The sequence below is a fragment of the Cupriavidus sp. FW216-B1 genome (genome assembly GCF_058789195.1).
On sequence record NZ_JBYTEL010000026.1, the window covers coordinates 15133 to 36031 of the forward strand.

The window sequence follows — 20899 nt, forward strand, 5'->3', positions numbered from 1 at the left end:
CTACAGGCGACAAAAATCATCATTTGTGGGGACACGCAGTGAGCAAGATCGCAGGTTTCTTTACCGAACTGATGCGCCGGTATTTGCCGGATCCTTTCGTTTTCGCCATCGCGCTGACGTTGCTGACGATGGTCATGGCGATCCTGCTGGAGGGCCAGCCCGCCCCGGCGGTGATCTTGAGCTGGGGCAAGGGCTTCTGGAACCTGCTGGCGTTCACCACGCAGATGGCGGTGATCCTGGCGATGGGCTACGTGCTCGCCGCCGCGCCGCTGACCGACCGCCTGCTCGACCGCATCGTCGGCGCCGTGCACACGCCGCGCGGCGCGGTGATCGTCGCCACGCTGGTGGGCGCCATCGGCAGCTACCTGAACTGGGGCTTCGGCCTGGTGATCGGCGGCATCATCGCGAAGAAGCTCGCCAACAAGGTGCGCGGCGTGCATTACCCGCTCATCATCGCCGCCGCGTACAGCGGCTTCACCATGTACGGGCTGGGCCTGTCGGCCAGCATCCCGGTGCTGATCTCCACGCCGGGCCACCCGCTCGAGAAGTCGATGGGCGTGGTGCCGCTGTCCGAGACCATCTTCTCGCTGCCGATGCTGCTGACCAGCCTGGTGGTCCTCGTGACCCTGCCGCTGCTCAATGCCTGGCTGCACCCGCGCAACCCGGCCGACGTGGTCGAGATCAAGCCAGAGGCCAGCGCTGCCGACGCCGCGCAGGGTTCCGGCCACAGCCTCGGCGGCGATGGCACCGTGGCCGCCCGGCTGAACCACAGCCGCCTGCTGAGCCTGGCCATCGGCCTGTGCGGCGTGGGCTACGCCGTGCTGTATTTCCGCGCGGGCGGGTCGCTCGACCTGAACCTGATCAACTTCATGATCCTGTTCCTGGGCGTGCTGCTGCTGGGCACGCCGGTCAACTACGTGGCCAAGCTCAACGAAGGCATCAAGACCATCTCGGGCATCATCCTGCAGTATCCGTTCTACGCTGGCATCATGGCGATCATGGCCGGCTCGGGCCTGGTCGACAGCATCTCGCGCGTGTTCGTGGACATCGCCACGCCGCAGACGCTGCCGTTCTGGGGCCTGATCAGCTCCTTCGTCATCAACTTCTTCGCGCCGTCGGGCGGCGGCCACTGGGTGATCCAGGGCCCGTTCATGATCGATGCGGCCAAGGCCATCGGCAGCTCGATCAGCCAGACCTCGATGTCGGTGATGCTGGGCAACGCCTGGAACGACCTGGTGCAGCCGTTCTGGATCCTGCCCGCGCTGGCGCTGTCCAAGCTCAGCTTGAAGGACGTGATGGGCTACACCGTGATCATGATGTTCTGGGTCGGCCTGGTGTATATCGGCGCGCTGCTGCTGTGGGGCGCGCAGATCGGCTGAAGCCGGCCCGCCTCGCACTGCCAGCCAACCCGTCCAAACCGAATCGCGCAGAGGAGACCACCATGCCGTTCCTGATCGAAACCTGGGACAAGCCCGCGCACCAGCCGGTGCGCCAGGCCAGCCGGGCCGCCCATCTCGCCTACCTCGAGGCCAACAAGGCGCTGCTGCTGGCCTGCGGCGCCAAGCTCAACGACGACGGCAGCGATGCCGGCGGCGGCTTCTACATCGTCGACCTGGACACGCGCGAAGCCACGCAGGCCTTTATCGACGCCGATCCGTTTGCCCTGGCCGGCCTGTTCGGCGAAGTGCGCATCACGCGCTGGCGCAAGGCCTACCTCGGCGGCGCATGCTACCTGTGAGCCTGTCCCGCACCTGAGCGGCCACCGCGCCGCCCGCCTGCCGGCCCGCGGCGCCCTGCCCGCGCAGGCGCCCGCCGGCGCAACGACCCGAGACCAACATGCGATGGAAGAACCGGCCGGACGGCTCCAACTGGGGCGAGTTCGGCCCTGACGACCAGCTCGGTCGCCTCAATCTGATCACGCCGGACAAGGTGCGCGACGCCGCGCGCGAGATCCGCACCGGCAACACCTTCTGCCTCTCGCTGCCGCTCGACCTGCCGGGCGGCAACGCGCTCAACGTGCGGCGCCATCCGCCGCAGCTGCGCCCGACCTTCCGCGACGGCATCGCCTACGTCAACTTCCCGCTGGCCAAGGTCGACGCCAACGCGCTCGACGTGCTCAGCGACGACCAGGTCCTGCTGTCGCTGCAGTACTCGACGCAATGGGATTCGCTGGCCCACGTCGGCGCGCTGTTCGATGCCGACGGCGACGGCGTGGCCGAGCGCGTCTACTACAACGGCTTCCGCCCCAACCAGGACATCGTCGGCCCGGTCGACTACGCCGAGGCCGACGGGTTTGCCGCCCACCCGTGCGGCCACGACCACAGCCACGCCGCGGCGCTGGGCATCGAGCATTTCGCCGCGCACGGCGTCCAGGGCCGCGGCGTGCTGCTGGACGTCGCCGAATACCACGGCCGCGGGTTCGCCACGCTCGGCTACGACGACCTGATGCGCGTGATCGAGGCCGACCGCGTGGAGATCGGGGAGGGCGACATCCTGGTGCTGCGCACGGGTTTTGCCGAGATGGTGCTGGAGATGAACGGCACGCCCGACGCCGAGCGCCTGCACCATAGCTGCGCCGCGCTCGACGGCCGCGACGAGCGCCTGCTGCAATGGATCACCGACAGCGGCATCGCCGCGCTGGCGGCCGACAACTACGCGGTCGAGCGCTTTCCCGCGCGCCCGGCCAGCGGCGCCGCGCCGGCCCTGCCGCTGCATCACCACTGCCTGTTCAAGCTCGGCCTGCCGCTGGGCGAGCTATGGTACCTGCGCGAGCTGGCCGGCTGGCTGCGCGCCAACGGCCGTACGCGCTTCTTCCTCAGCGCGCCGCCGCTGCGGCTGCCCGGCGCGCTCGGCTCGCCGCTGACGCCGGTCGCCACGGTGTGACCTTTCATTCAACGCACGAAATACGACGTACCGCCAAGCCCAGGAGATATTCATGTTGTTCATGGCAGAAATGACCGTCCGCATCCCGCATTCGCTCGATACGCAGTTCGTCGAGAAGCTCAAGGCCGATGAAAAGGCGCTGTCGCAGAAGCTGCAGCGCGAAGGCAAGTGGCGCCACCTGTGGCGCGTGGCCGGCCAGTACGCCAATGTCAGCATCTTCGACGTCAAGGACAACGACGAGCTGCACACGCTGCTGACCTCGCTGCCGCTCTATCCGTACATGGACATCACCGTGACCGCGCTGGCGCAGCACGGCTCGGCCATCGCGCAGAACTGAGCCGCGCCGCCAACCCACCGATCCACCGGAGTCCCGCACACCATGCCTTACGCAGACCTACCCGACGTCCGCCTGCACTATCGCCTCGACGGCGACGCCAGCCTGCCGGTGCTCGTGCTGTCCAACTCGCTCGGCACCAATCTCGACATGTGGCAGCCGCAGGTGGCCGCGTTCTCGCAGCGCTTCCGGCTGCTGCGCTACGACACGCGCGGCCACGGCGCGTCCTCGGTCACGCCGGGCCCGTACACCATCGCGCAGCTGGGCCAGGACGTGATCGGCCTGCTCGACCACCTGCAGATCGCGCGCGCGCATTTCTGCGGCCTGTCGATGGGCGGCATCACCGGCATGTGGCTCGCCGTGCATCATCCGCAGCGCATCGACCGCCTGGTGCTGAGCAACACCGCGGCCTACATCGGCCCGCCCGAGAACTGGACCAACCGCGCCGCGGCGGTCGAGCGCGACGGCGTGGCGTCGATCGCCGCGGCCGTGGTCGAGCGCTGGCTCACGCCCGGGTTTGCCGCGCAGCAGCCGGCGCTGGTGGCATCGCTGCTGGCCATGCTGGGCGCCACCGACGCGGCCGGTTATGCGGCCAACTGCCGCGCGGTGCGCGACTCGGACCTGCGCGAGGCCGTGGCGGCCATCACGCGTCCGACGCTGGTGATCGCCGGCGCCAACGACCTGCCCACGCCGCCGCGCGACGGCGCCTTCCTGGCGCAGGCCATTCCCGGCGCGCGCTACGTGGAGCTGGCGCCGGCCGCGCATCTCTCGAACCTGGAGCAGGCCGAGCCGTTCGCCCGGGCGGTGCTGGACTTCCTGCAGGGCTGAAGCCGGCGCCGCGGCGCCGGCGGGATGGCCGGCGCCGCGCGGGCGCGCAACGGTTGGAAACGTCCGTGCCGGGCCCTTAGTGGTATGGTTACGCCTTTCCGGCTTGCCGGGGCTTTTCCGGCTTCACCGCTATCGTTTCCCTATGTCGCGCGCGCTGGCGATTCTCAAGGATGTTTTCGGGTACCACGCCTTCCGCGGCCGCCAGGCCGAGATCATCGACCATGTGGCCGACGGCGGCGATTGCCTGGTACTGATGCCCACCGGCGGCGGCAAGTCGCTGTGCTACCAGATTCCGGCGCTGCTGCGCCAGCGCGCGGGGCAGGGCACCGGCATCGTGGTGTCGCCGCTGATCGCGCTGATGCAGGACCAGGTGGCGGCCCTGACCGAGGCCGGCGTGCACGCCGCCGTGCTGAACTCGACGCTCAGCGGCGCCGAGGCCGCGGCGGTCGAGCGCGACCTGCTCGCCGGCCGGCTCGAGATTCTCTACGTGGCGCCCGAGCGGCTGATGACGCCGCGCTTCCAGGACCTGCTCGAGCGTACCCGCATCGGCGTGTTCGCCATCGACGAGGCGCACTGCGTGTCGCAGTGGGGGCACGATTTCCGCCCGGAATACATCCAGCTGTCGGTGCTGCACGAGCGCTTCCCCTACGTGCCGCGCATCGCGCTCACCGCCACCGCGGACTCGGTCACGCGCGAGGAGATCGTCGAGCGCCTGTCGCTGCATGACGCGCGCGTCTTCGTCTCCAGCTTCGACCGCCCCAACATCCGCTACCGCATCGTCGAGAAGGACAATGCGCGCCAGCAGCTGCTGTCCTTCATCAAGGCCGAGCACCTCGCCGCGGACGGCACCCACGACAGCGGCATCGTCTACTGCCTGTCGCGCAAGAAGGTGGAGGAAACCGCGAGCTGGCTCAACAGCCAGGGACTCAACGCGCTGGCCTACCACGCCGGCATGGACGCCGGCGTGCGCCAGCACCACCAGGCGCGGTTCCGCGAGGAAGAGGGCGTCATCATGGTGGCCACCATCGCCTTCGGCATGGGCATCGACAAGCCCGACGTGCGCTTCGTCGCCCACATGGACCTGCCCAAGAGCATGGAAGGCTATTACCAGGAAACCGGCCGCGCCGGCCGCGACGGCCTGCCCGCCAACGCCTGGATGGCCTACGGCCTGGGCGACGTGGTGCAGCAGAAGCGCATGATCGACGAGTCGGAGGCGGACGAAGCCCACAAGCGCGTGTCGTCCGCCAAGCTCGACGCGCTGCTCGGGCTGTGCGAGACCGCCGGCTGCCGCCGCGTGCGCATCCTGGCCTACTTCGACGAAGCCAGCGAGCCGTGCGGCAACTGCGACACCTGCCTGGAGCCGCCCGCCACCTGGGACGGCACGCGCGAGGCGCAGATGGCGCTGTCCTGCGTCTACCGCACCGCGCAGGCCAGCCGCGTGCACTTCGGCGCCACGCACCTGGTCGACGTGCTGCGCGGCAACGCCTCGGAGAAAGTGCGCCAGTGGGGGCACGACAAGGTTTCCACGTTCGGCATCGGCGCCGAGCGCTCGGTGTCCGAGTGGCACGCGGTGTTCCGCCAGCTGATCGCGCACGGCCTGCTGGTGATCGACCACGGCGGCCACGGCTCGCTGCTGCTGGGCGAGTCCGCGCGCGCGGTGCTCAAGGGCGAGATGCCGATCACGCTGCGGCGGCAGGCCAGCAAGCCCGGGCGCAGCGGCGAGCGCGCCGCGCGCGGCGGCAGCGGCACGCGCACCGACCACACCGCCGGCATGGACGCCGACGCGCTGGCCAACTGGGAAGCGCTGCGCAAGTGGCGCACCGACACCGCGCGCGAGCACGGCGTGCCGGCCTACGTGATCTTCCACGACGCCACGCTGGCCGAGCTGGCGCGCAGCGCGCCGGACTCGCTGGCGGCGCTGGCCGAGGTGCCCGGCATCGGCGCGGCCAAGCTCGAGCGCTACGGCGACGCGATCCTCGAGACGCTCGGCGCGGTGTAGCGGCCGGCCGGCAACGGCGCATGTCGGCGGCATGGTCGGCACAGGGGAACGTATACGTATACCCGCTTGACCGTTTGCGATTGCCCTGCTAGCATGTCAGATTCGAGTTTTTGGCTTTGGATTTCGCTCGCCTGTCGGATTTGTGGCCTCCGGTCCGCAATCGGCAAGCCTGCCGGGGGATCGACGATGTCTCCGGTGGTGTGGTCGCAGCGGGATCCCCGGCGAGCTCGCGCTCTTTGGCCGTCTGTACTTCCACAGGTCCCGTCTCAAGAGCGCCCGCTCACCTTTCCCGCCCAAAACCCGTCGTTGCCCTTCCGGCCCATTGCTTGTGGCGGAGGGGTGTTTTTCGTAAAACCAAGCTGGATTGAACAATGCCAACTATCAACCAACTGGTTCGCAAGCCGCGCGTCTCTGAAGTCGTCAAGAGCAAGAGCCCGGCGCTTGAGAACTGCCCCCAGCGTCGCGGCGTGTGCACCCGTGTGTACACCACGACGCCGAAGAAGCCGAACTCGGCACTGCGTAAGGTCGCCAAGGTGCGCCTGACCAACGGTTTCGAGGTCATCTCGTACATCGGCGGTGAAGGCCACAACCTGCAGGAACACTCGGTCGTGCTGATCCGCGGCGGCCGTGTGAAGGACTTGCCGGGTGTGCGCTACCACATCGTCCGTGGCTCGCTCGACCTGCAAGGCGTGAAGGATCGCCGCCAGGCTCGTTCGAAGTACGGCGCGAAGCGTCCGAAGGCTGCCTAAGTCAAGGCTTGCAGCCTGGGCCGAGGCCCGAAGCCATAACCGATGGCCTGTGGCGGTTGCGTCATGGTGCTGTCACCAGGCGGCGGTACAACGGAGCGTTTTTTGCGCCGTGCCGTCGAGTAAGTGGTCACCCGGCGAATTTGCCTGAATGGAAGGCAAGCTAGTTGGTGGCCGGAGAGCGGGAAATCTGTGCCGCGCTCTCAACTGAATCTAAAGGAAAGAAGATGCCACGTCGTCGTGAAGTCCCCAAGCGGGAAATTCTGCCTGATCCGAAGTTCGGTAACGTCGAAGTTGCCAAGTTCATGAACGTGCTGATGCTGGACGGCAAGAAGTCGGTTGCCGAACGCATCGTCTACGGCGCGTTCGACCAGATCGAAAAGAAGGCAGGCAAGGCCCCCGTCGAAGTGTTTTCCGTTGCCATCAACAACGTGAAGCCGGTGGTCGAAGTGAAGAGCCGTCGCGTGGGCGGCGCCAACTATCAGGTTCCGGTCGAAGTCCGTCCGTCGCGTCGTTTGGCATTGGCGATGCGTTGGCTGCGCGAGGCCGCGAAAAAACGCAGCGAGAAGTCGATGGCGCTGCGCCTGGCAGGTGAGCTGCTGGAAGCATCGGAAGGCCGCGGCGGCGCGATGAAGAAGCGCGACGAAGTGCACCGCATGGCCGAAGCCAACAAGGCGTTCTCGCACTTCCGCTTCTAAGGCGCGCGGGTTACGTCGTTGGTTGCCGGGCGGGCTGTGTCGCGACACGCTCGCCCGTTTGTGTTACGGGCGCTGGCAATGAGATGCCGGCGCCTCACGGACGAATAGAGGATTAAAGTGGCTCGTAAGACTCCCATTGAGCGCTACCGCAATATCGGTATCTCGGCTCACATTGACGCGGGTAAAACCACCACGACCGAGCGCATCCTGTTCTACACCGGTGTGAACCACAAGATCGGTGAAGTGCATGATGGCGCCGCCACGATGGACTGGATGGAGCAGGAGCAGGAGCGTGGCATCACGATCACCTCCGCTGCGACCACCGCCTTCTGGAAGGGCATGGCCGGCAACTATCCCGAACACCGCTTCAACATCATCGACACCCCGGGCCACGTGGACTTCACCATCGAGGTGGAGCGTTCCATGCGCGTGCTGGACGGCGCGTGCATGGTGTACTGCGCAGTGGGTGGCGTGCAGCCGCAGTCGGAAACCGTCTGGCGTCAGGCCAACAAGTACGGCGTGCCGCGCCTGGCCTTCGTCAACAAGATGGACCGTACCGGCGCGAACTTCTTCAAGGTCTACGACCAGCTGAAGACCCGCCTGAAGGCCAACCCGGTGCCCGTCGTGGTGCCGATCGGCGCTGAAGACGGCTTCCAGGGCGTGGTCGATCTGCTGGAAATGAAGGCGATCATCTGGGACGAAGCCAGCCAGGGCGTGAAGTTCGAATACCAGGACATCCCGGCCGAGCTGCAGGCTACCGCTGAAGAATGGCGCGAGAAGATGGTCGAGTCCGCCGCCGAAGCCAGCGAAGAGCTGATGGAAAAGTACCTGGGCGGCGAAGAGCTGACCCGCGCCGAGATCGTCAAGGCGCTGCGTGACCGTACCATCGCCTGCGAAATCCAGCCGATGCTGTGCGGCACCGCGTTCAAGAACAAGGGCGTGCAGCGCATGCTCGACGCCGTGATCGACTTCCTGCCGTCGCCGGTCGACATCCCGCCGGTCAAGGGCGTGGACGAAAGCGACGACGAGAAGAAGCTCGAGCGCAAGGCCGACGACAGCGAGAAGTTCTCGGCGCTGGCGTTCAAGATCATGACCGACCCGTTCGTCGGCCAGCTGATCTTCTTCCGCGTGTACTCGGGCAAGATCAACTCGGGCGACACCGTGTACAACCCGGTGAAGCAGAAGAAGGAGCGTCTGGGCCGTATTCTGCAGATGCACGCCAACCAGCGCGAAGAAATCAAGGAAGTGCTGGCCGGCGACATCGCCGCCGCGGTGGGCCTGAAGGACGCCACCACGGGCGATACGCTGTGCGATCCGGCTGCCCCGATCGTGCTCGAGCGCATGATCTTCCCGGAGCCGGTGATCTCGCAGGCCGTCGAGCCGAAGACCAAGGCCGACCAGGAAAAGATGGGCATCGCCCTGAACCGCCTGGCCGCCGAAGATCCGTCGTTCCGCGTGCGTACCGATGAAGAATCGGGTCAGACCATCATTTCGGGCATGGGCGAGCTCCACCTCGAAATTCTGGTCGACCGCATGAAGCGCGAATTCGGCGTGGAAGCCAACATCGGCGCGCCGCAGGTGGCCTACCGCGAAACCATTCGCAAGAAGGCCGAGGACGTCGAAGGCAAGTTCGTCAAGCAGTCGGGCGGCCGCGGCCAGTACGGTCACGCCGTGATCACGCTGGAACCGCAAGAGCCGGGCAAGGGCTTCGAATTCATCGACGCCATCAAGGGCGGCGTGATTCCTCGCGAATACATCCCGGCGGTCGAAAAGGGCATCGTCGACACGCTGCCGGCCGGTATCCTGGCTGGCTTCCCCGTGGTGGACGTGAAGGTCACGCTGACGTTCGGTTCGTACCACGACGTGGACTCGAACGAAAACGCGTTCCGCATGGCCGGCTCGATGGCGTTCAAGGACGCCATGCGCAAGGCCAGCCCGGTTCTGCTCGAGCCGATGATGGCCGTGGAAGTGGAAACGCCGGAAGACTACACGGGTACCGTGATGGGCGATCTGTCGTCCCGCCGCGGCATCGTGCAGGGCATGGACGACATGGTGGGCGGCAGCAAGATCATCAAGGCTGAAGTCCCGCTGTCGGAAATGTTCGGTTATTCGACGTCGCTGCGCTCGGCCACGCAAGGCCGCGCCACGTACACCATGGAATTCAAGCACTACGCCGAGGCGCCGAAGAACATCGCCGAAGCGGTGATGGCGGCCAAGGGCAAGTAAGTAAAGCTTAACCGCCGCGCGCGACCCGCGCGGCGGTGCAATGAACTGTATAAAAGACTGCATTCCATTAGGAGCTGAAAAATGGCAAAGGAAAAGTTCGAGCGGACCAAGCCGCACGTGAACGTTGGTACGATCGGTCACGTTGACCACGGCAAGACCACGCTGACGGCAGCGATCGCCACGGTGCTGGCAGCGAAGTTTGGCGGTTCGGCCAAGAAGTACGACGAAATCGACGCAGCGCCGGAAGAAAAGGCACGCGGTATCACCATCAATACCGCCCACGTCGAGTACGAAACGGCCAATCGCCACTATGCGCACGTCGACTGCCCGGGCCACGCCGACTATGTGAAGAACATGATCACGGGTGCCGCCCAGATGGACGGCGCGATCCTGGTGTGCTCGGCCGCCGACGGCCCCATGCCCCAGACCCGCGAGCACATCCTGCTGGCCCGCCAGGTCGGCGTGCCTTACATCATCGTGTTCCTGAACAAGTGCGACATGGTCGACGACGCCGAGCTGCTCGAGCTGGTCGAAATGGAAGTGCGCGAACTGCTCTCGAAGTACGAGTTCCCCGGCGACGACACCCCGATCATCAAGGGTTCGGCCAAGCTGGCGCTCGAAGGCGACAAGGGCGAGCTGGGCGAAGTGGCCATCCTGAACCTGGCCGACGCGCTGGACACCTACATCCCGACGCCGGAACGTGCCGTTGACGGTACCTTCCTGATGCCGGTGGAAGACGTGTTCTCGATCTCGGGTCGCGGCACCGTGGTGACCGGCCGTATCGAACGCGGCATCATCAAGGTCGGCGAGGAAATCGAAATCGTCGGTATCAAGCCGACGGTCAAGACCACCTGCACCGGCGTGGAAATGTTCCGCAAGCTGCTGGACCAGGGTCAGGCCGGCGACAACGTGGGCCTGCTGCTGCGCGGCACGAAGCGCGAAGACGTGGAGCGCGGCCAGGTGCTGTGCAAGCCGGGTTCGATCAAGCCGCACACGCACTTCACCGGCGAGGTCTACATTCTGTCGAAGGACGAAGGCGGCCGTCACACCCCGTTCTTCAACAACTACCGCCCGCAGTTCTATTTCCGCACGACCGACGTGACCGGCTCGATCGAGCTGCCGAAGGACAAGGAAATGGTCATGCCCGGCGACAACGTGTCGATCACGGTCAAGCTGATCGCCCCGATCGCGATGGAAGAAGGCCTGCGCTTCGCCATCCGTGAAGGCGGCCGCACCGTCGGCGCCGGCGTCGTGGCCAAGATCCTCGACTGATAAAAAACTTCCTGGAACTGGCTGGCGGTACAATGCCGCTGGCCTTTTCCCATGTTCCAGGGCGCATGCGCCCATCGCTCTTTTAAGGAAATATCATGCAGAACCAGAAGATCCGTATCCGCCTGAAGGCTTTCGACTATCGCCTGATCGACCAGTCGGCAGCCGAAATCGTGGATACCGCCAAGCGTACCGGCGCGATCGTCAAGGGCCCGGTGCCCCTGCCGACCCGCATCCAGCGCTTCGACATCCTGCGTTCGCCGCACGTCAACAAGACCAGCCGCGATCAGTTCGAGATCCGCACTCACCAGCGCCTGATGGACATCGTCGATCCTACCGACAAGACCGTTGACGCACTGATGAAGCTCGACCTGCCGGCAGGCGTCGACGTCGAAATCAAGGTGTAAAGCCATTCCGCGCAAGGCCGCCCCAGGCGGCCTCGGGCAACGAAAACGGCGAACTTCGGTTCGCCGTTTTTGTTTTTGCGCGCCTCCTCCTCGTACCGTCCCGGCGCGGCCCCTTCCTCATGCCGGCCCGCGCCGCCGCAGCGTCTGTCCCGGCGCTTCGCCGAAGCTTTTGCGGTATTCCATGCTGAACCGTCCCAGGTGGCTGAAGCCCCAGCGCAAGGCCGCCGCCGTGACCGAATCGACGGTCTTGTCGCCGAGCAGGTCGTGCCGCACGCGCTCGAGCCGGACCGCGCGCAGGTAGGCCATCGGGCTGATGCCGCGATGCTCGCGGAAGCCCGCGTACAGCCCGCGCAGGCTGACCCCGGCCACCTCCGCCAGCACGGCGGGCGTGAGCGGCGCGTGGGCATGCGCGTGGATGTATTCCTCGACCCGCCTGACGTGGCGCGGCGCCAGCGGCTTGCCGCGCGCCTGCAGCGCCTCGCTGAGATTGTGCGGCTGCACCGTCAGCAGCGTGCCGATCACCAACTGCTCGAGCTGGCAGGCGGTCAGCGGATGGCGCGCCGTGTCCGGCGCCTGCGCCAGCAGGTCCGCCAGGTAGTGCATCAACTGGTACCACGCCGCCGCGCGCCGCCACGCCATGCCGAGCTGGAAGCGCAGCGCCTGCCGCGGCGGGTGCCCGAGGTGGGCCGCGCAGACCCGTTCCAGCGCGCTGCGTTCCACGCGCACGATCAACTGGTCGCTGTCGTGGCTCCAGCGCATCCGCACCGGATCGGCGGGCGTGAGCACCGAGGCCGTGTCGCGGTCGGAAACGATCCGCTGCGCGCCGCAGTGGATCTCGGCGCTGCCGCCGACCGGCATCTGCACCAGCAGGAAATCCTCGAGCGGCCCCGGCTCGATGCGCACCTCGGCCCCGTAGGCCAGCCGGTTGAACGACACCGCGCCGAGCGGCGCGTGATGCATGCGCGCGGCCAGCGTCGTGCCGGCAATGGCGAGCCGGTGCGGCTTGAAGACGGCGCCGACCGCGGCGCGCGTGCGGGCGTGGTCGGCCGAGGCGAACACCAGCCTGCTCGGGTCTGACAGCAAGGCACCGGCCAGCGGCTCGGCGGCCGTGGCGGCGGGGGGCTGCGGCATGGTCTCGCTCCTCGGCGTCATGGCGCGCCGTTGCTGAAGGGGCCGCATGGTCGGCGCGGCGCCGCCGCGCAGCGCACGGCCCGGCGCCCGCGCGGGCCGGCGGACGGATTCCTTCGCACCACTATAGTGGATTGCCGCGCGGCGGCGGCGGCGCGGCGCTTGCCCGGCCCGGCATTTTCCTGCACTAATCGGATAGCCGCTGCAGCCGGCGGCTAGTTTGCTGCGGTGCGGATCGCCCATCATGCAATCCGGCACCGCAGCCCCGCCCCCCAAACCAGACAAGAAGGAGCGCCATTCATGGGCCAGACCATCCAGATCCACGCCGCCGACGGCGGCGGCACGTTCAGCGCCTACCTGGCCACCCCCGCCGCGGGCAAGGGCCCGGGCATCGTGCTGTGCCAGGAAATCTTCGGCGTCAACGCCACCATGCGGGCGGTGGCGGACTACTACGCCGAGGAAGGCTACACGGTGCTGGTGCCGGACCTGTTCTGGCGCATCGCGCCCGGCATCGAGCTGGGCGACCGCGGCGCGGACTTCCAGCGCGCGCTCGGCCTCTACCAGCAGTTCGACGAAGCCGCGGGCGTGCGGGACGTGGGCGCCGCGCTGGCCGCGCTGCGCGCGCGCCCGGAATGCGCGGGACAGACCGGCGTGCTGGGTTTCTGCCTGGGCGGCAAGCTGGCCTATCTCGCCGCCTGCCGCCTGGACGGCGTGGCCTGCGCGGTGGCGTACTACGGCGTGGGCATCGAGCGCGCGCTCGACGAAGCCCGCCATGTGCGCGGCCGCCTGGTGCTGCACGTGGCCGGCAGCGACGGCTTCTGCCCGCCCGAGGCGCAGGCGCGGATCCGCGAGGCGCTGGGCGCCCGCGAGAACGTCGAGCTGTACGTCTATCCCGGCGCCGACCATGCGTTCGCGCGCGCCGGCGGCGAACACTACGACCGCCCCGCCGCGCTGATGGCGCACCAGCGCTCGATCGCCGCGCTGCGCGCCGAGATGGGCCCGCACTACGATTTCTCGGCGCTGTGGGACAAGCATTGCGAATACGAATTCGCCACGCGCGACGTCGACGCCACGATGGCGACGATGGTGGCCCAGCCCTACGTCAACCACATCCCGACCATGACCGGCGGCGTGGGCCACGGCCAGCTCAGGCGCTTCTACGCCAACCACTTCGTCCACAGCAACCCACCCGACACCACGCTGATCCCGCTGTCGCGCACGGTGGGCGCCAGCCAGATCGTGGACGAGCTGCTGTTCTGCTTCACCCATACCTGCGGGATCGACTGGATGCTGCCCGGCGTGCCGCCCACCGGCAAGCGCGTGGAGATCCCGCTGATCGCCATCGTCAAGTTCCGCGGCGACAAGCTCTACCACGAGCACATCTACTGGGACCAGGCCAGCGTGCTGGTGCAGATCGGCAAGCTCGATCCCGCCGGGTTGCCGGTGGCCGGCGTGGAAACGGCGCGCAAGCTGATCGACGAGACGCTGCCGTCGAACACGCTGATGGCGCGCTGGCGGGAGAGCGAGGGCAAGTAGCCCGCGCGCGCCCGGCATCCCGCCGCGACGCATCCGGCGCATCCGGCGTATCCATCGCATAGCAAAAAAAAGGGCGTGCCCGCGCGGCGCGGGCAACGCCTCACATCAGGAGACAACGTCATGAAAGGACTGCAGGACAAGGTCGCCATCGTCAGCGGCGGCGCCACCCTGATCGGGGCCGGCGTGGCCAGGGCCTTCGTACGGGCCGGCACGCGCGTGGCCATTCTCGACATCGACGCGGCCGGCGGCGCGCGCATCGCCGCCGAGCTCGGCGAGCGGGCGCTGTTCGTGCGCACCGACATCACCGACGACGCCCAGGTCGCAGCGGCCGTGGCCGAGGTGTCGCGGCATTTCGGCGGCATCGACTACCTGGTCAACCTCGCCTGCACCTACCTCGACGACGGCTTGCGCTCGACGCGCCGCGACTGGCTTGCCGCGCTCGACGTCAACGTGGTGTCCGGCGTGATGCTGGCGCAGGCCGTGCACGGCGCCATGCGCGCGCGCGGCGGCGGCGCCATCGTCAACTTCACCAGCATCTCGGCCGGCGTGGCGCAGACCGGGCGCTGGCTCTATCCCGCCTCCAAGGCCGCGATCCGCCAGCTCACGCGCAGCATGGCGATGGACCTGGCGCCCGACCGCATCCGCGTCAACGCGGTCTCGCCGGGCTGGACTTGGTGCCGGCTGATGGATGAAGTCAGCGGCGGCGACCGCGCGCGCACCGACCGCGTGGCGGCGGACTTCCATCTGCTCGGCCGTGCCGGCGAGCCGGACGAGGTGGCGCAGGTGGTGCTGTTCCTGTGTTCCGACCACGCCAGCTTCGTCACCGGCGCCGACTACGCCGTGGACGGCGGTTATGGCGCGATGGGGCCGGAGCAGAACGTTCCCGCCATTCCCCGCCTGGCCGGCTGAAGCGACTTGTCCACATCGAGGAGATCGTCATGAGCCAACGCATTGCCATCGTCGGCGCCGGCCAGTCCGGCCTGCAGATGGCCCTCGGCCTGCAGGCCCGGGGCTACCGGGTCACGCTGATGACCAACCGCACGCCGGAGCAGGTGCGCGCGGGCAAGGTCATGTCCAGCCAGTGCATGTTCGACCGCGCGCTGCAGTGCGAGCGCGAACTCGCGCTCGACTGGTGGGGCGATACCTGTCCGCCGGTCGAAGGCATCGGCCTGGCGGTGCCGCATCCCGAGCAGCCCGGCGCGAAGCTGATCGACTGGGCCGCGCGCCTCGAGCGGCCGGCGCAGGCCGTGGACCAGCGCCTGAAGATGCCGGCCTGGATGGAAGCCTTCGCGCAGCGCGGCGGCGACCTGCGCATCGCCGATGCGGGCATCGCCGAACTCGAGGCGCTGGCCGCGGAGCACGACCTGGTGCTGCTTGCCGCCGGCAAGGGCGAGATCGTCAACCGCTTCGAGCGCGACGCCGCGCGCAGCCCGTTCACCGCGCCGCAGCGCGCGCTGGCGCTGACCTACGTGAACGGCATGCGCCCGGGCAGCCCGTTCTCGCGCGTGGCCTTCAACCTGATCCCGGGCGTCGGCGAGTACTTCGTCTTCCCGGCGCTGACGCTGGGCGGGCCCTGCGAGATCATGGTGTTCGAAGGCGTGCCGGGCGGCCCGATGGACCGCTGGGCCGAGGCGCGCACGCCGGAGCAGCACCTCGCCGAGAGCCTGCGCATCCTGCGCACCTGGCTGCCGTGGGAGGCCGAGCGTTGCGAAGCCGTGACGCTGACCGACGAGCAGGGCATCCTGGCCGGGCGCTTCACGCCGACCGTGCGCCGCCCGGTCATGACGCTGCCGTCCGGGCGGCTGGTGTTCGGCATGGCGGACGCGGTGGTCGTCAACGACCCCATCACCGGCCAGGGCTCGAACAACGCCGCCAAATGCTGCAAGGTCTATCTCGACGCCATCGTCGCCCACGGCGAGCGCGCCTTCGACGCCGGCTGGATGGCGCGGACCTTCGCGCGCTACTGGCAATACGCCGGCGACGTGGTCAACTGGACCAACTCGCTGCTCACGCCGCCGCCGCCCCACATCCTGGCCCTGCTCGGCGCGGCCGGGCAGGCGCCGGCACTGGCCGCGCGCATCGCCAACGGCTTCGACAACCCGCCGGACTTCTTCCCGTGGTGGGCCGACGCCGCGGCGTGCCAGCAGATGATCGAGCGGCACCTGCCGCGGGCGGCCTGAGATGGCGGCGGCCACCACCGGCGATGCGCGCGCGCTGCGGCGCGCGTGCGGGCGCTATGCCACGGGCGTGGCGGTCATCGGCGCGTGCGGCGCCGGCGGCCGTCCGCTCGGCCTGACCGTCAACTCGTTCGCCTCGCTGTCGCTGGCGCCGCCGCTGATCCTGTGGAGCCTGGCCCTGCATTCGCCGAGCGCCGCGCACTTCGCGCCGGGCGCCGCCTTCGGCATCAGCATCCTGCGCGCGGAGCAGGGCGAGCTCGCGCGCCGCTTCGCCACGCCCGCGGCGGACAAGTTCGCCGGCGTCGCGCACCGGCGCTGCCCGCGCGGCGTGCCCTACCTGGCAGACGCGCTGGCCACGCTGGCGTGCCGGGTCGAGCGCGCCGACCCGGTCGGCGACCATCTGCTGATCGTGGGCGCGGTCGAGGGGTTTGAAGCCGGGGAGGGCGAGCCGCTGGTGTTCTATGGCGGCGAATTCGTCCGCATCGGCGACGCCGCGGGCCGCTGAAGCCCCGCATGACGCCGCCATCGGCCGGCAAAAGTAGCGGAAAACGTCACAAAGCAACACGCGGCGCCGCGACGTGCGGCGTCATTCCACGCCGTGCTTGCTCTTTCCAAACCAGTGCGATATAGTGTAAGGCTACCCGTTTGTCTATGGGTAGTGGGCTGGCCGTTTTGGCCGCGCGCCGTCTTCTTTAGCGCAAGCCCGCGCACTGCAAACGCAGTTTGCACACACAGTTTTCGTGTATCAATCAGCCCCGGCCAATCGCAGCTGGGAATGGAGCAAACCATGAGCCTTGGCCTTGTAGGTCGCAAGGTTGGCATGACCCGTATTTTCACGGACGACGGTGATTCGATTCCCGTTACCGTGGTCGAGGTCGGCGACAACCGCGTGACGCAAATCAAGACGGACGAGACCGACGGTTATACCGCGGTTCAAGTCACTTTCGGCGCACGCCGCGCCAGTCGCGTCACCAAGCCGCTGGCGGGTCATCTCGCCAAAGCTGGTGTCGAAGCCGGCGAAATCATCCGCGAATTCCGTATCGATGCCGCCAAGGCGGGCGAACTGCAAGCTGGCGGTTCGCTGTCGGTCGACCTGTTCGAAGTCGGTCAGAAGATCGACGTGCAGGGCGTCAGCATCGGTAAGGGCTACGCCGGTACCATCAAGCGCCACCACTTCGCATCCGGTCGTGCCACCCACGGTAACTCGCGTTCGCACAACGTGCCGGGTTCCATCGGTATGGCGCAGGATCCGGGCCGTGTGTTCCCCGGCAAGCGCATGACGGGTCACCTGGGTGACGTCACCCGCACCGTCCAGAACCTGGAAATCGCCAAGATCGACGCAGAGCGCAAGCTGCTGCTGGTCAAGGGCGCGATCCCCGGTTCCAAGGGCGGCAAGGTCATCGTGACCCCGGCCGTCAAGGCCAAAGCCAAAGCTTAAGGAGCGAATCAATGGAACTCAAGCTCCTCCAGGACAATGGCCAAGTCGGCGCGGGCGTTGACGCCTCGCCCGAAGTCTTCGGCCGTGACTACAACGAAGCCCTCGTTCACCAGATCGTCGTCGCTTACCAGGCCAACGCTCGCAGCGGCAACCGTAAGCAGAAGGATCGTGAAGAGGTCAAGCACACGACCAAGAAGCCGTGGCGCCAGAAGGGTACGGGCCGTGCCCGTGCCGGTATGTCTTCCTCGCCGCTGTGGCGCGGGGGCGGCCGCATCTTCCCGAATTCGCCGGAAGAGAACTTCAGCCAGAAGGTCAACAAGAAGATGTTCCGTGCCGGCATGCGCTCGATCTACTCGCAGCTCGCACGTGAAGGTCGTATCAACGTGGTGGACGGTTTCACCGTCGATGCGCCCAAGACCAAGCTCTTGGCCGACAAGTTCAAGGCCATGGGCCTGGACTCGGTGCTGATCATCACCGACAGCCTCGACGAAAACCTCTACCTGGCTTCGCGCAATCTGCCGCATGTGGCGGTTGTCGAGCCGCGCCAGGCTGACCCGCTGTCGCTCGTGCACTACAAGAAGGTGCTGGTGACCAAGGCAGCCGTCGCGCAGATCGAGGAGTTGCTGAAATGACGCAAGTAGCCAAGAACGATCATCGTTTGATGCAGGTGCTGCTCGCGCCGGTGGTTTCCGAAAAGGCAACCCTGGTCGCCGACAAGAACGAACAAGTCGTGTTCGAAGTCGCTCGCGATGCCAACAAGGCAGACGTGAAGGCGGCGGTCGAGCTGCTGTTCAAGGTCGAGGTGCAGTCCGTTCAGATCCTGAACCAAAAGGGCAAGCAAAAGCGCTTTGGCCGCTTCATGGGGCGTCGCAACCACGTGAAGAAGGCTTACGTTTCGCTGAAGCCGGGTCAGGAAATCAATTTTGAAGCGGAGGCCAAGTAATCATGGCACTCGTCAAGACCAAGCCGACGTCCCCGGGCCGTCGCTCGATGGTGAAGGTTGTCAATCCCAACCTGCACAAGGGCGAGCCCCACGCTCCGCTGCTGGAAAAGCAATTCCAGAAGTCGGGCCGCAACAACAACGGTCACATCACCACCCGCCACAAGGGCGGTGGTCATAAGCACCACTACCGCGTGGTCGACTTCAAGCGCAACGACAAGGACGGCATCCCCGCCAAGGTCGAGCGCCTGGAATACGATCCGAACCGCAGCGCCAACATCGCGCTGGTGCTGTTCGCCGATGGCGAGCGCCGCTACATCATCGCCACGAAGGGCATGGTGGCCGGCCAGGCCGTGCTGAACGGCTCGGAAGCGCCGATCAAGGCCGGCAACAACCTGCCGATCCGCAACATCCCGGTCGGCACCACGATCAACAACGTGGAAATGCTGCCCGGCAAGGGTGCCCAGATCGCGCGCGCCGCCGGCGGTTCCGCCGTGCTGCTGGCTCGCGAAGGCATCTACGCCCAGGTGCGCCTGCGCTCCGGCGAAGTGCGCCGCGTGCACATCGAATGCCGCGCCACCATCGGTGAAGTCGGCAACGAAGAGCACAGCCTGCGCGTCATCGGCAAGGCCGGTGCCACCCGCTGGCGCGGTATCCGCCCGACGGTGCGTGGTGTCGTGATGAACCCGGTGGATCACCCGCACGGTGGTGGTGAAGGCAAGACCGCCGCTGGTCGCGATCCGGTTTCGCCGTGGGGTACCCCGGCCAAGGGTTACCGTACCCGCAGCAACAAGCGCACTGCCAGCATGATCGTGCAGAAGCGCCACAAGCGTTAATCGGTAGGTAGGAGCCTAGACATGACACGTTCCGCAAAAAAGGGTCCGTTCTGTGACGCCCACCTGCTGAAAAAGGTGGAAGCGGCTGCAGGCGGCAAGGACAAGAAGCCCATCAAGACTTGGTCGCGTCGCTCGACCATTCTGCCGGAATTCATCGGCCTGACGATCGCCGTTCACAACGGCCGTCAACACGTGCCGGTGTACGTTTCGGAAAACATGGTCGGCCACAAGCTCGGCGAATTTGCGCTCACCCGCACGTTCAAGGGCCACGCGGCTGACAAGAAAGCGAAGAGGTAAGGTGCCATCATGGAAGTGAAAGCGATTCATCGCGGTGCCCGCATCTCCGCCCAGAAAACTCGCCTGGTCGCCGACCAGATCCGCGGTCTGCCGATCGAGCGCGCGCTCAACGTCCTGACGTTCAGCCCGAAAAAGGCTGCCGGGATCGTGAAGAAGGTGGTCGAATCGGCCATCGCCAACGCCGAGCACAACGAAGGCGCCGACATCGACGAACTGAAGGTCAAGACCATCTTCGTCGACAAGGCAACCTCGCTCAAGCGCTTCACGGCACGAGCCAAGGGCCGCGGCAACCGCATCGAGAAACAAACCTGTCACATCACTGTGACGCTCGGCAACTAAGGAGTCACGATGGGACAGAAGATTCATCCGACTGGCTTCCGTCTGGCCGTCAGCCGTAACTGGGCTTCGCGTTGGTACGCCAACAACACGAAGTTCGCCGGCATGCTGAAGGAAGACATCGAAGTTCGCGAGTTTCTGAAGAAGAAGCTCAAGAACGCTTCGGTTGGCCGCGTCGTCATCGAGCGCCCCGCCCGCAACGCACGTCTGACCATTTACAGCTCGCGTCCGGGCGTGGTCATCGGCAAGAAGGGCGAGGACATCGAACTGCTCAAGGCCGAGCTGCAACGCCGCATGGGTGTGCCCGTGCACGTGAACATCGAGGAAATCCGCAAGCCGGAAACCGATGCGCAGCTGATCGCCGACTCGATCACCCAGCAGCTCGAGCGCCGCATCATGTTCCGCCGCGCCATGAAGCGCGCGATGCAGAACGCGATGCGCCTCGGTGCCCAGGGCATCAAGATCATGAGCGCCGGTCGCCTGAACGGCATCGAAATCGCACGTACCGAATGGTACCGCGAAGGCCGTGTGCCCCTGCACACCCTGCGCGCCGACATCGACTACGGCTTCTCCGAAGCAGAAACCACCTACGGCATCATCGGTGTCAAGGTGTGGGTCTACAAGGGTGATCACCTCGGCCGCAACGACGCGCCGGTGGTGGAAGAGCCGCAAGACGAACGTCGCCGCCGTCCGGGCCGTCCCGAAGGCCGCCGCCGCGAGGGCGAAGGCCGTCCGGGTGGCAACCGCCGCGGTGGTGCTGGTGGCGCCGGTGCCGGTCGCCGCGCTGCGCCTGGCGCAGATGCGAAGAGTGGAGAATAACG

23 protein-coding genes are annotated in these 20899 nt (G+C 66.9%); 22 read left to right on the forward strand and 1 reads right to left on the reverse strand.

The genetic code is table 11. The features are described from left to right. The first annotated feature begins 38 nt into the window (after positions 1-38). The 11 genes from AC3WXD_RS31080 (at position 39) to rpsJ (ending at position 11390) form a co-directional block, all read left to right on the forward strand. Positions 39-1379 carry a short-chain fatty acid transporter gene (locus AC3WXD_RS31080; RefSeq protein ID WP_492325379.1) on the forward strand — a complete coding sequence of 447 codons (1341 nt, stop codon included), beginning with the start codon at positions 39-41 and terminating at the stop codon, positions 1377-1379. A 62-nt stretch (positions 1380-1441) separates the two neighbouring features. After that, complete coding sequence (locus AC3WXD_RS31085) at positions 1442-1738, forward strand: YciI family protein (RefSeq protein WP_020206073.1); 297 nt, start codon at positions 1442-1444, stop codon at positions 1736-1738. A gap of 98 nt (positions 1739-1836) precedes the next feature. Then, a complete protein-coding gene (locus AC3WXD_RS31090; RefSeq protein ID WP_492325380.1) occupies positions 1837-2883 on the forward strand; it encodes a cyclase family protein in 1047 nt (348 codons plus the stop codon). A 52-nt stretch (positions 2884-2935) separates the two neighbouring features. Next, positions 2936-3220: a muconolactone Delta-isomerase gene (catC, locus tag AC3WXD_RS31095; protein WP_020206075.1), complete on the forward strand. Its 285-nt coding sequence runs from the start codon at positions 2936-2938 to the stop codon at positions 3218-3220. A 42-nt stretch (positions 3221-3262) separates the two neighbouring features. Continuing rightward, positions 3263-4045, forward strand: a complete 783-nt coding sequence (gene pcaD / locus AC3WXD_RS31100; RefSeq protein WP_059416025.1) for a 3-oxoadipate enol-lactonase — start codon at positions 3263-3265, stop codon at positions 4043-4045. Positions 4046-4187: 142 nt separating this feature from the next. Further along, positions 4188-6044, forward strand: coding sequence for a DNA helicase RecQ (gene recQ / locus AC3WXD_RS31105; protein ID WP_020206077.1), 1857 nt, complete (start codon positions 4188-4190; stop codon positions 6042-6044). A gap of 371 nt (positions 6045-6415) precedes the next feature. Then, positions 6416-6793 carry a 30S ribosomal protein S12 gene (rpsL, locus tag AC3WXD_RS31110; protein ID WP_006162330.1) on the forward strand — a complete coding sequence of 126 codons (378 nt, stop codon included), beginning with the start codon at positions 6416-6418 and terminating at the stop codon, positions 6791-6793. A gap of 224 nt (positions 6794-7017) precedes the next feature. Continuing rightward, complete coding sequence (rpsG, locus tag AC3WXD_RS31115) at positions 7018-7488, forward strand: 30S ribosomal protein S7 (RefSeq protein WP_017224519.1); 471 nt, start codon at positions 7018-7020, stop codon at positions 7486-7488. Positions 7489-7605: 117 nt separating this feature from the next. Continuing rightward, positions 7606-9714 (forward strand): elongation factor G, encoded by a 2109-nt coding sequence (gene fusA, locus AC3WXD_RS31120; protein ID WP_059416023.1) that lies wholly within the window; start codon positions 7606-7608, stop codon positions 9712-9714. Between the two features lie 81 nt (positions 9715-9795). After that, positions 9796-10986, forward strand: a complete 1191-nt coding sequence (gene tuf, locus AC3WXD_RS31125; protein ID WP_020207180.1) for an elongation factor Tu — start codon at positions 9796-9798, stop codon at positions 10984-10986. A gap of 95 nt (positions 10987-11081) precedes the next feature. Beyond that, positions 11082-11390, forward strand: coding sequence for a 30S ribosomal protein S10 (gene rpsJ, locus AC3WXD_RS31130; protein WP_006160488.1), 309 nt, complete (start codon positions 11082-11084; stop codon positions 11388-11390). Between the two features lie 117 nt (positions 11391-11507). Here rpsJ and AC3WXD_RS31135 read toward each other — a convergent pair whose 3' ends face one another. Beyond that, positions 11508-12521, reverse strand: coding sequence for an AraC family transcriptional regulator (locus tag AC3WXD_RS31135; RefSeq protein WP_492325381.1), 1014 nt, complete (start codon positions 12519-12521; stop codon positions 11508-11510). 297 nt (positions 12522-12818) lie between these two features. Between AC3WXD_RS31135 and AC3WXD_RS31140 the strand changes: the two genes are divergently transcribed. From AC3WXD_RS31140 to rpsC, 11 genes are all read left to right on the forward strand, one after another. After that, entirely contained in the window at positions 12819-14054 is a 1236-nt protein-coding gene (locus AC3WXD_RS31140) for a dienelactone hydrolase family protein (RefSeq protein WP_492325382.1), read from the forward strand. Between the two features lie 120 nt (positions 14055-14174). Then, on the forward strand, positions 14175-14963 hold the full coding sequence (locus tag AC3WXD_RS31145; RefSeq protein WP_492325383.1) for an SDR family oxidoreductase: 789 nt from the start codon (positions 14175-14177) through the stop codon (positions 14961-14963). Positions 14964-14992: 29 nt separating this feature from the next. Beyond that, a complete protein-coding gene (locus AC3WXD_RS31150; protein ID WP_454732297.1) occupies positions 14993-16234 on the forward strand; it encodes a styrene monooxygenase/indole monooxygenase family protein in 1242 nt (413 codons plus the stop codon). Between the two features lies 1 nt (position 16235). Next, positions 16236-16736, forward strand: a complete 501-nt coding sequence (locus AC3WXD_RS31155) for a flavin reductase family protein (protein ID WP_492325384.1) — start codon at positions 16236-16238, stop codon at positions 16734-16736. Positions 16737-17018: 282 nt separating this feature from the next. Next, positions 17019-17669 (forward strand): 50S ribosomal protein L3, encoded by a 651-nt coding sequence (rplC, locus tag AC3WXD_RS31160; RefSeq protein WP_020203858.1) that lies wholly within the window; start codon positions 17019-17021, stop codon positions 17667-17669. An 11-nt stretch (positions 17670-17680) separates the two neighbouring features. Then, positions 17681-18301 (forward strand): 50S ribosomal protein L4, encoded by a 621-nt coding sequence (gene rplD / locus AC3WXD_RS31165; protein WP_029043793.1) that lies wholly within the window; start codon positions 17681-17683, stop codon positions 18299-18301. Further along, complete coding sequence (gene rplW, locus AC3WXD_RS31170) at positions 18298-18612, forward strand: 50S ribosomal protein L23 (RefSeq protein WP_006160473.1); 315 nt, start codon at positions 18298-18300, stop codon at positions 18610-18612. The genes rplD and rplW overlap by 4 nt, the downstream gene beginning before the upstream one ends. Positions 18613-18614: 2 nt before the next feature. Beyond that, positions 18615-19445, forward strand: a complete 831-nt coding sequence (gene rplB / locus AC3WXD_RS31175; protein ID WP_020203854.1) for a 50S ribosomal protein L2 — start codon at positions 18615-18617, stop codon at positions 19443-19445. A 21-nt stretch (positions 19446-19466) separates the two neighbouring features. Continuing rightward, a complete protein-coding gene (gene rpsS / locus AC3WXD_RS31180) occupies positions 19467-19742 on the forward strand; it encodes a 30S ribosomal protein S19 (RefSeq protein ID WP_029043792.1) in 276 nt (91 codons plus the stop codon). 9 nt (positions 19743-19751) lie between these two features. Then, entirely contained in the window at positions 19752-20081 is a 330-nt protein-coding gene (rplV, locus tag AC3WXD_RS31185) for a 50S ribosomal protein L22 (protein ID WP_020203852.1), read from the forward strand. A 9-nt stretch (positions 20082-20090) separates the two neighbouring features. Then, positions 20091-20897 carry a 30S ribosomal protein S3 gene (rpsC, locus tag AC3WXD_RS31190; RefSeq protein ID WP_020203851.1) on the forward strand — a complete coding sequence of 269 codons (807 nt, stop codon included), beginning with the start codon at positions 20091-20093 and terminating at the stop codon, positions 20895-20897. The last annotated feature ends 2 nt before the right edge of the window (positions 20898-20899 follow it).

Excerpts from the sequence above, each read along its gene's own strand:
- AC3WXD_RS31085 (WP_020206073.1), top strand. The coding sequence starts at position 1,442 with ATGCCGTTCCTGATCGAAACCTGGGACAAGCCCGCGCACCAGCCGGTG.
- AC3WXD_RS31090 (WP_492325380.1), top strand. The coding sequence starts at position 1,837 with ATGCGATGGAAGAACCGGCCGGACGGCTCCAACTGGGGCGAGTTCGGC.
- catC (WP_020206075.1), top strand. The coding sequence starts at position 2,936 with ATGTTGTTCATGGCAGAAATGACCGTCCGCATCCCGCATTCGCTCGAT.
- pcaD (WP_059416025.1), top strand. The coding sequence starts at position 3,263 with ATGCCTTACGCAGACCTACCCGACGTCCGCCTGCACTATCGCCTCGAC.
- recQ (WP_020206077.1), top strand. The coding sequence starts at position 4,188 with ATGTCGCGCGCGCTGGCGATTCTCAAGGATGTTTTCGGGTACCACGCC.
- rpsL (WP_006162330.1), top strand. The coding sequence starts at position 6,416 with ATGCCAACTATCAACCAACTGGTTCGCAAGCCGCGCGTCTCTGAAGTC.
- rpsG (WP_017224519.1), top strand. The coding sequence starts at position 7,018 with ATGCCACGTCGTCGTGAAGTCCCCAAGCGGGAAATTCTGCCTGATCCG.
- tuf (WP_020207180.1), top strand. The coding sequence starts at position 9,796 with ATGGCAAAGGAAAAGTTCGAGCGGACCAAGCCGCACGTGAACGTTGGT.
- rpsJ (WP_006160488.1), top strand. The coding sequence starts at position 11,082 with ATGCAGAACCAGAAGATCCGTATCCGCCTGAAGGCTTTCGACTATCGC.
- AC3WXD_RS31135 (WP_492325381.1), bottom strand. The coding sequence starts at position 12,521 with ATGCCGCAGCCCCCCGCCGCCACGGCCGCCGAGCCGCTGGCCGGTGCC.
- AC3WXD_RS31140 (WP_492325382.1), top strand. The coding sequence starts at position 12,819 with ATGGGCCAGACCATCCAGATCCACGCCGCCGACGGCGGCGGCACGTTC.
- AC3WXD_RS31145 (WP_492325383.1), top strand. The coding sequence starts at position 14,175 with ATGAAAGGACTGCAGGACAAGGTCGCCATCGTCAGCGGCGGCGCCACC.
- AC3WXD_RS31150 (WP_454732297.1), top strand. The coding sequence starts at position 14,993 with ATGAGCCAACGCATTGCCATCGTCGGCGCCGGCCAGTCCGGCCTGCAG.
- AC3WXD_RS31155 (WP_492325384.1), top strand. The coding sequence starts at position 16,236 with ATGGCGGCGGCCACCACCGGCGATGCGCGCGCGCTGCGGCGCGCGTGC.
- rplC (WP_020203858.1), top strand. The coding sequence starts at position 17,019 with ATGAGCCTTGGCCTTGTAGGTCGCAAGGTTGGCATGACCCGTATTTTC.
- rplD (WP_029043793.1), top strand. The coding sequence starts at position 17,681 with ATGGAACTCAAGCTCCTCCAGGACAATGGCCAAGTCGGCGCGGGCGTT.
- rplW (WP_006160473.1), top strand. The coding sequence starts at position 18,298 with ATGACGCAAGTAGCCAAGAACGATCATCGTTTGATGCAGGTGCTGCTC.
- rplB (WP_020203854.1), top strand. The coding sequence starts at position 18,615 with ATGGCACTCGTCAAGACCAAGCCGACGTCCCCGGGCCGTCGCTCGATG.
- rpsS (WP_029043792.1), top strand. The coding sequence starts at position 19,467 with ATGACACGTTCCGCAAAAAAGGGTCCGTTCTGTGACGCCCACCTGCTG.
- rplV (WP_020203852.1), top strand. The coding sequence starts at position 19,752 with ATGGAAGTGAAAGCGATTCATCGCGGTGCCCGCATCTCCGCCCAGAAA.
- rpsC (WP_020203851.1), top strand. The coding sequence starts at position 20,091 with ATGGGACAGAAGATTCATCCGACTGGCTTCCGTCTGGCCGTCAGCCGT.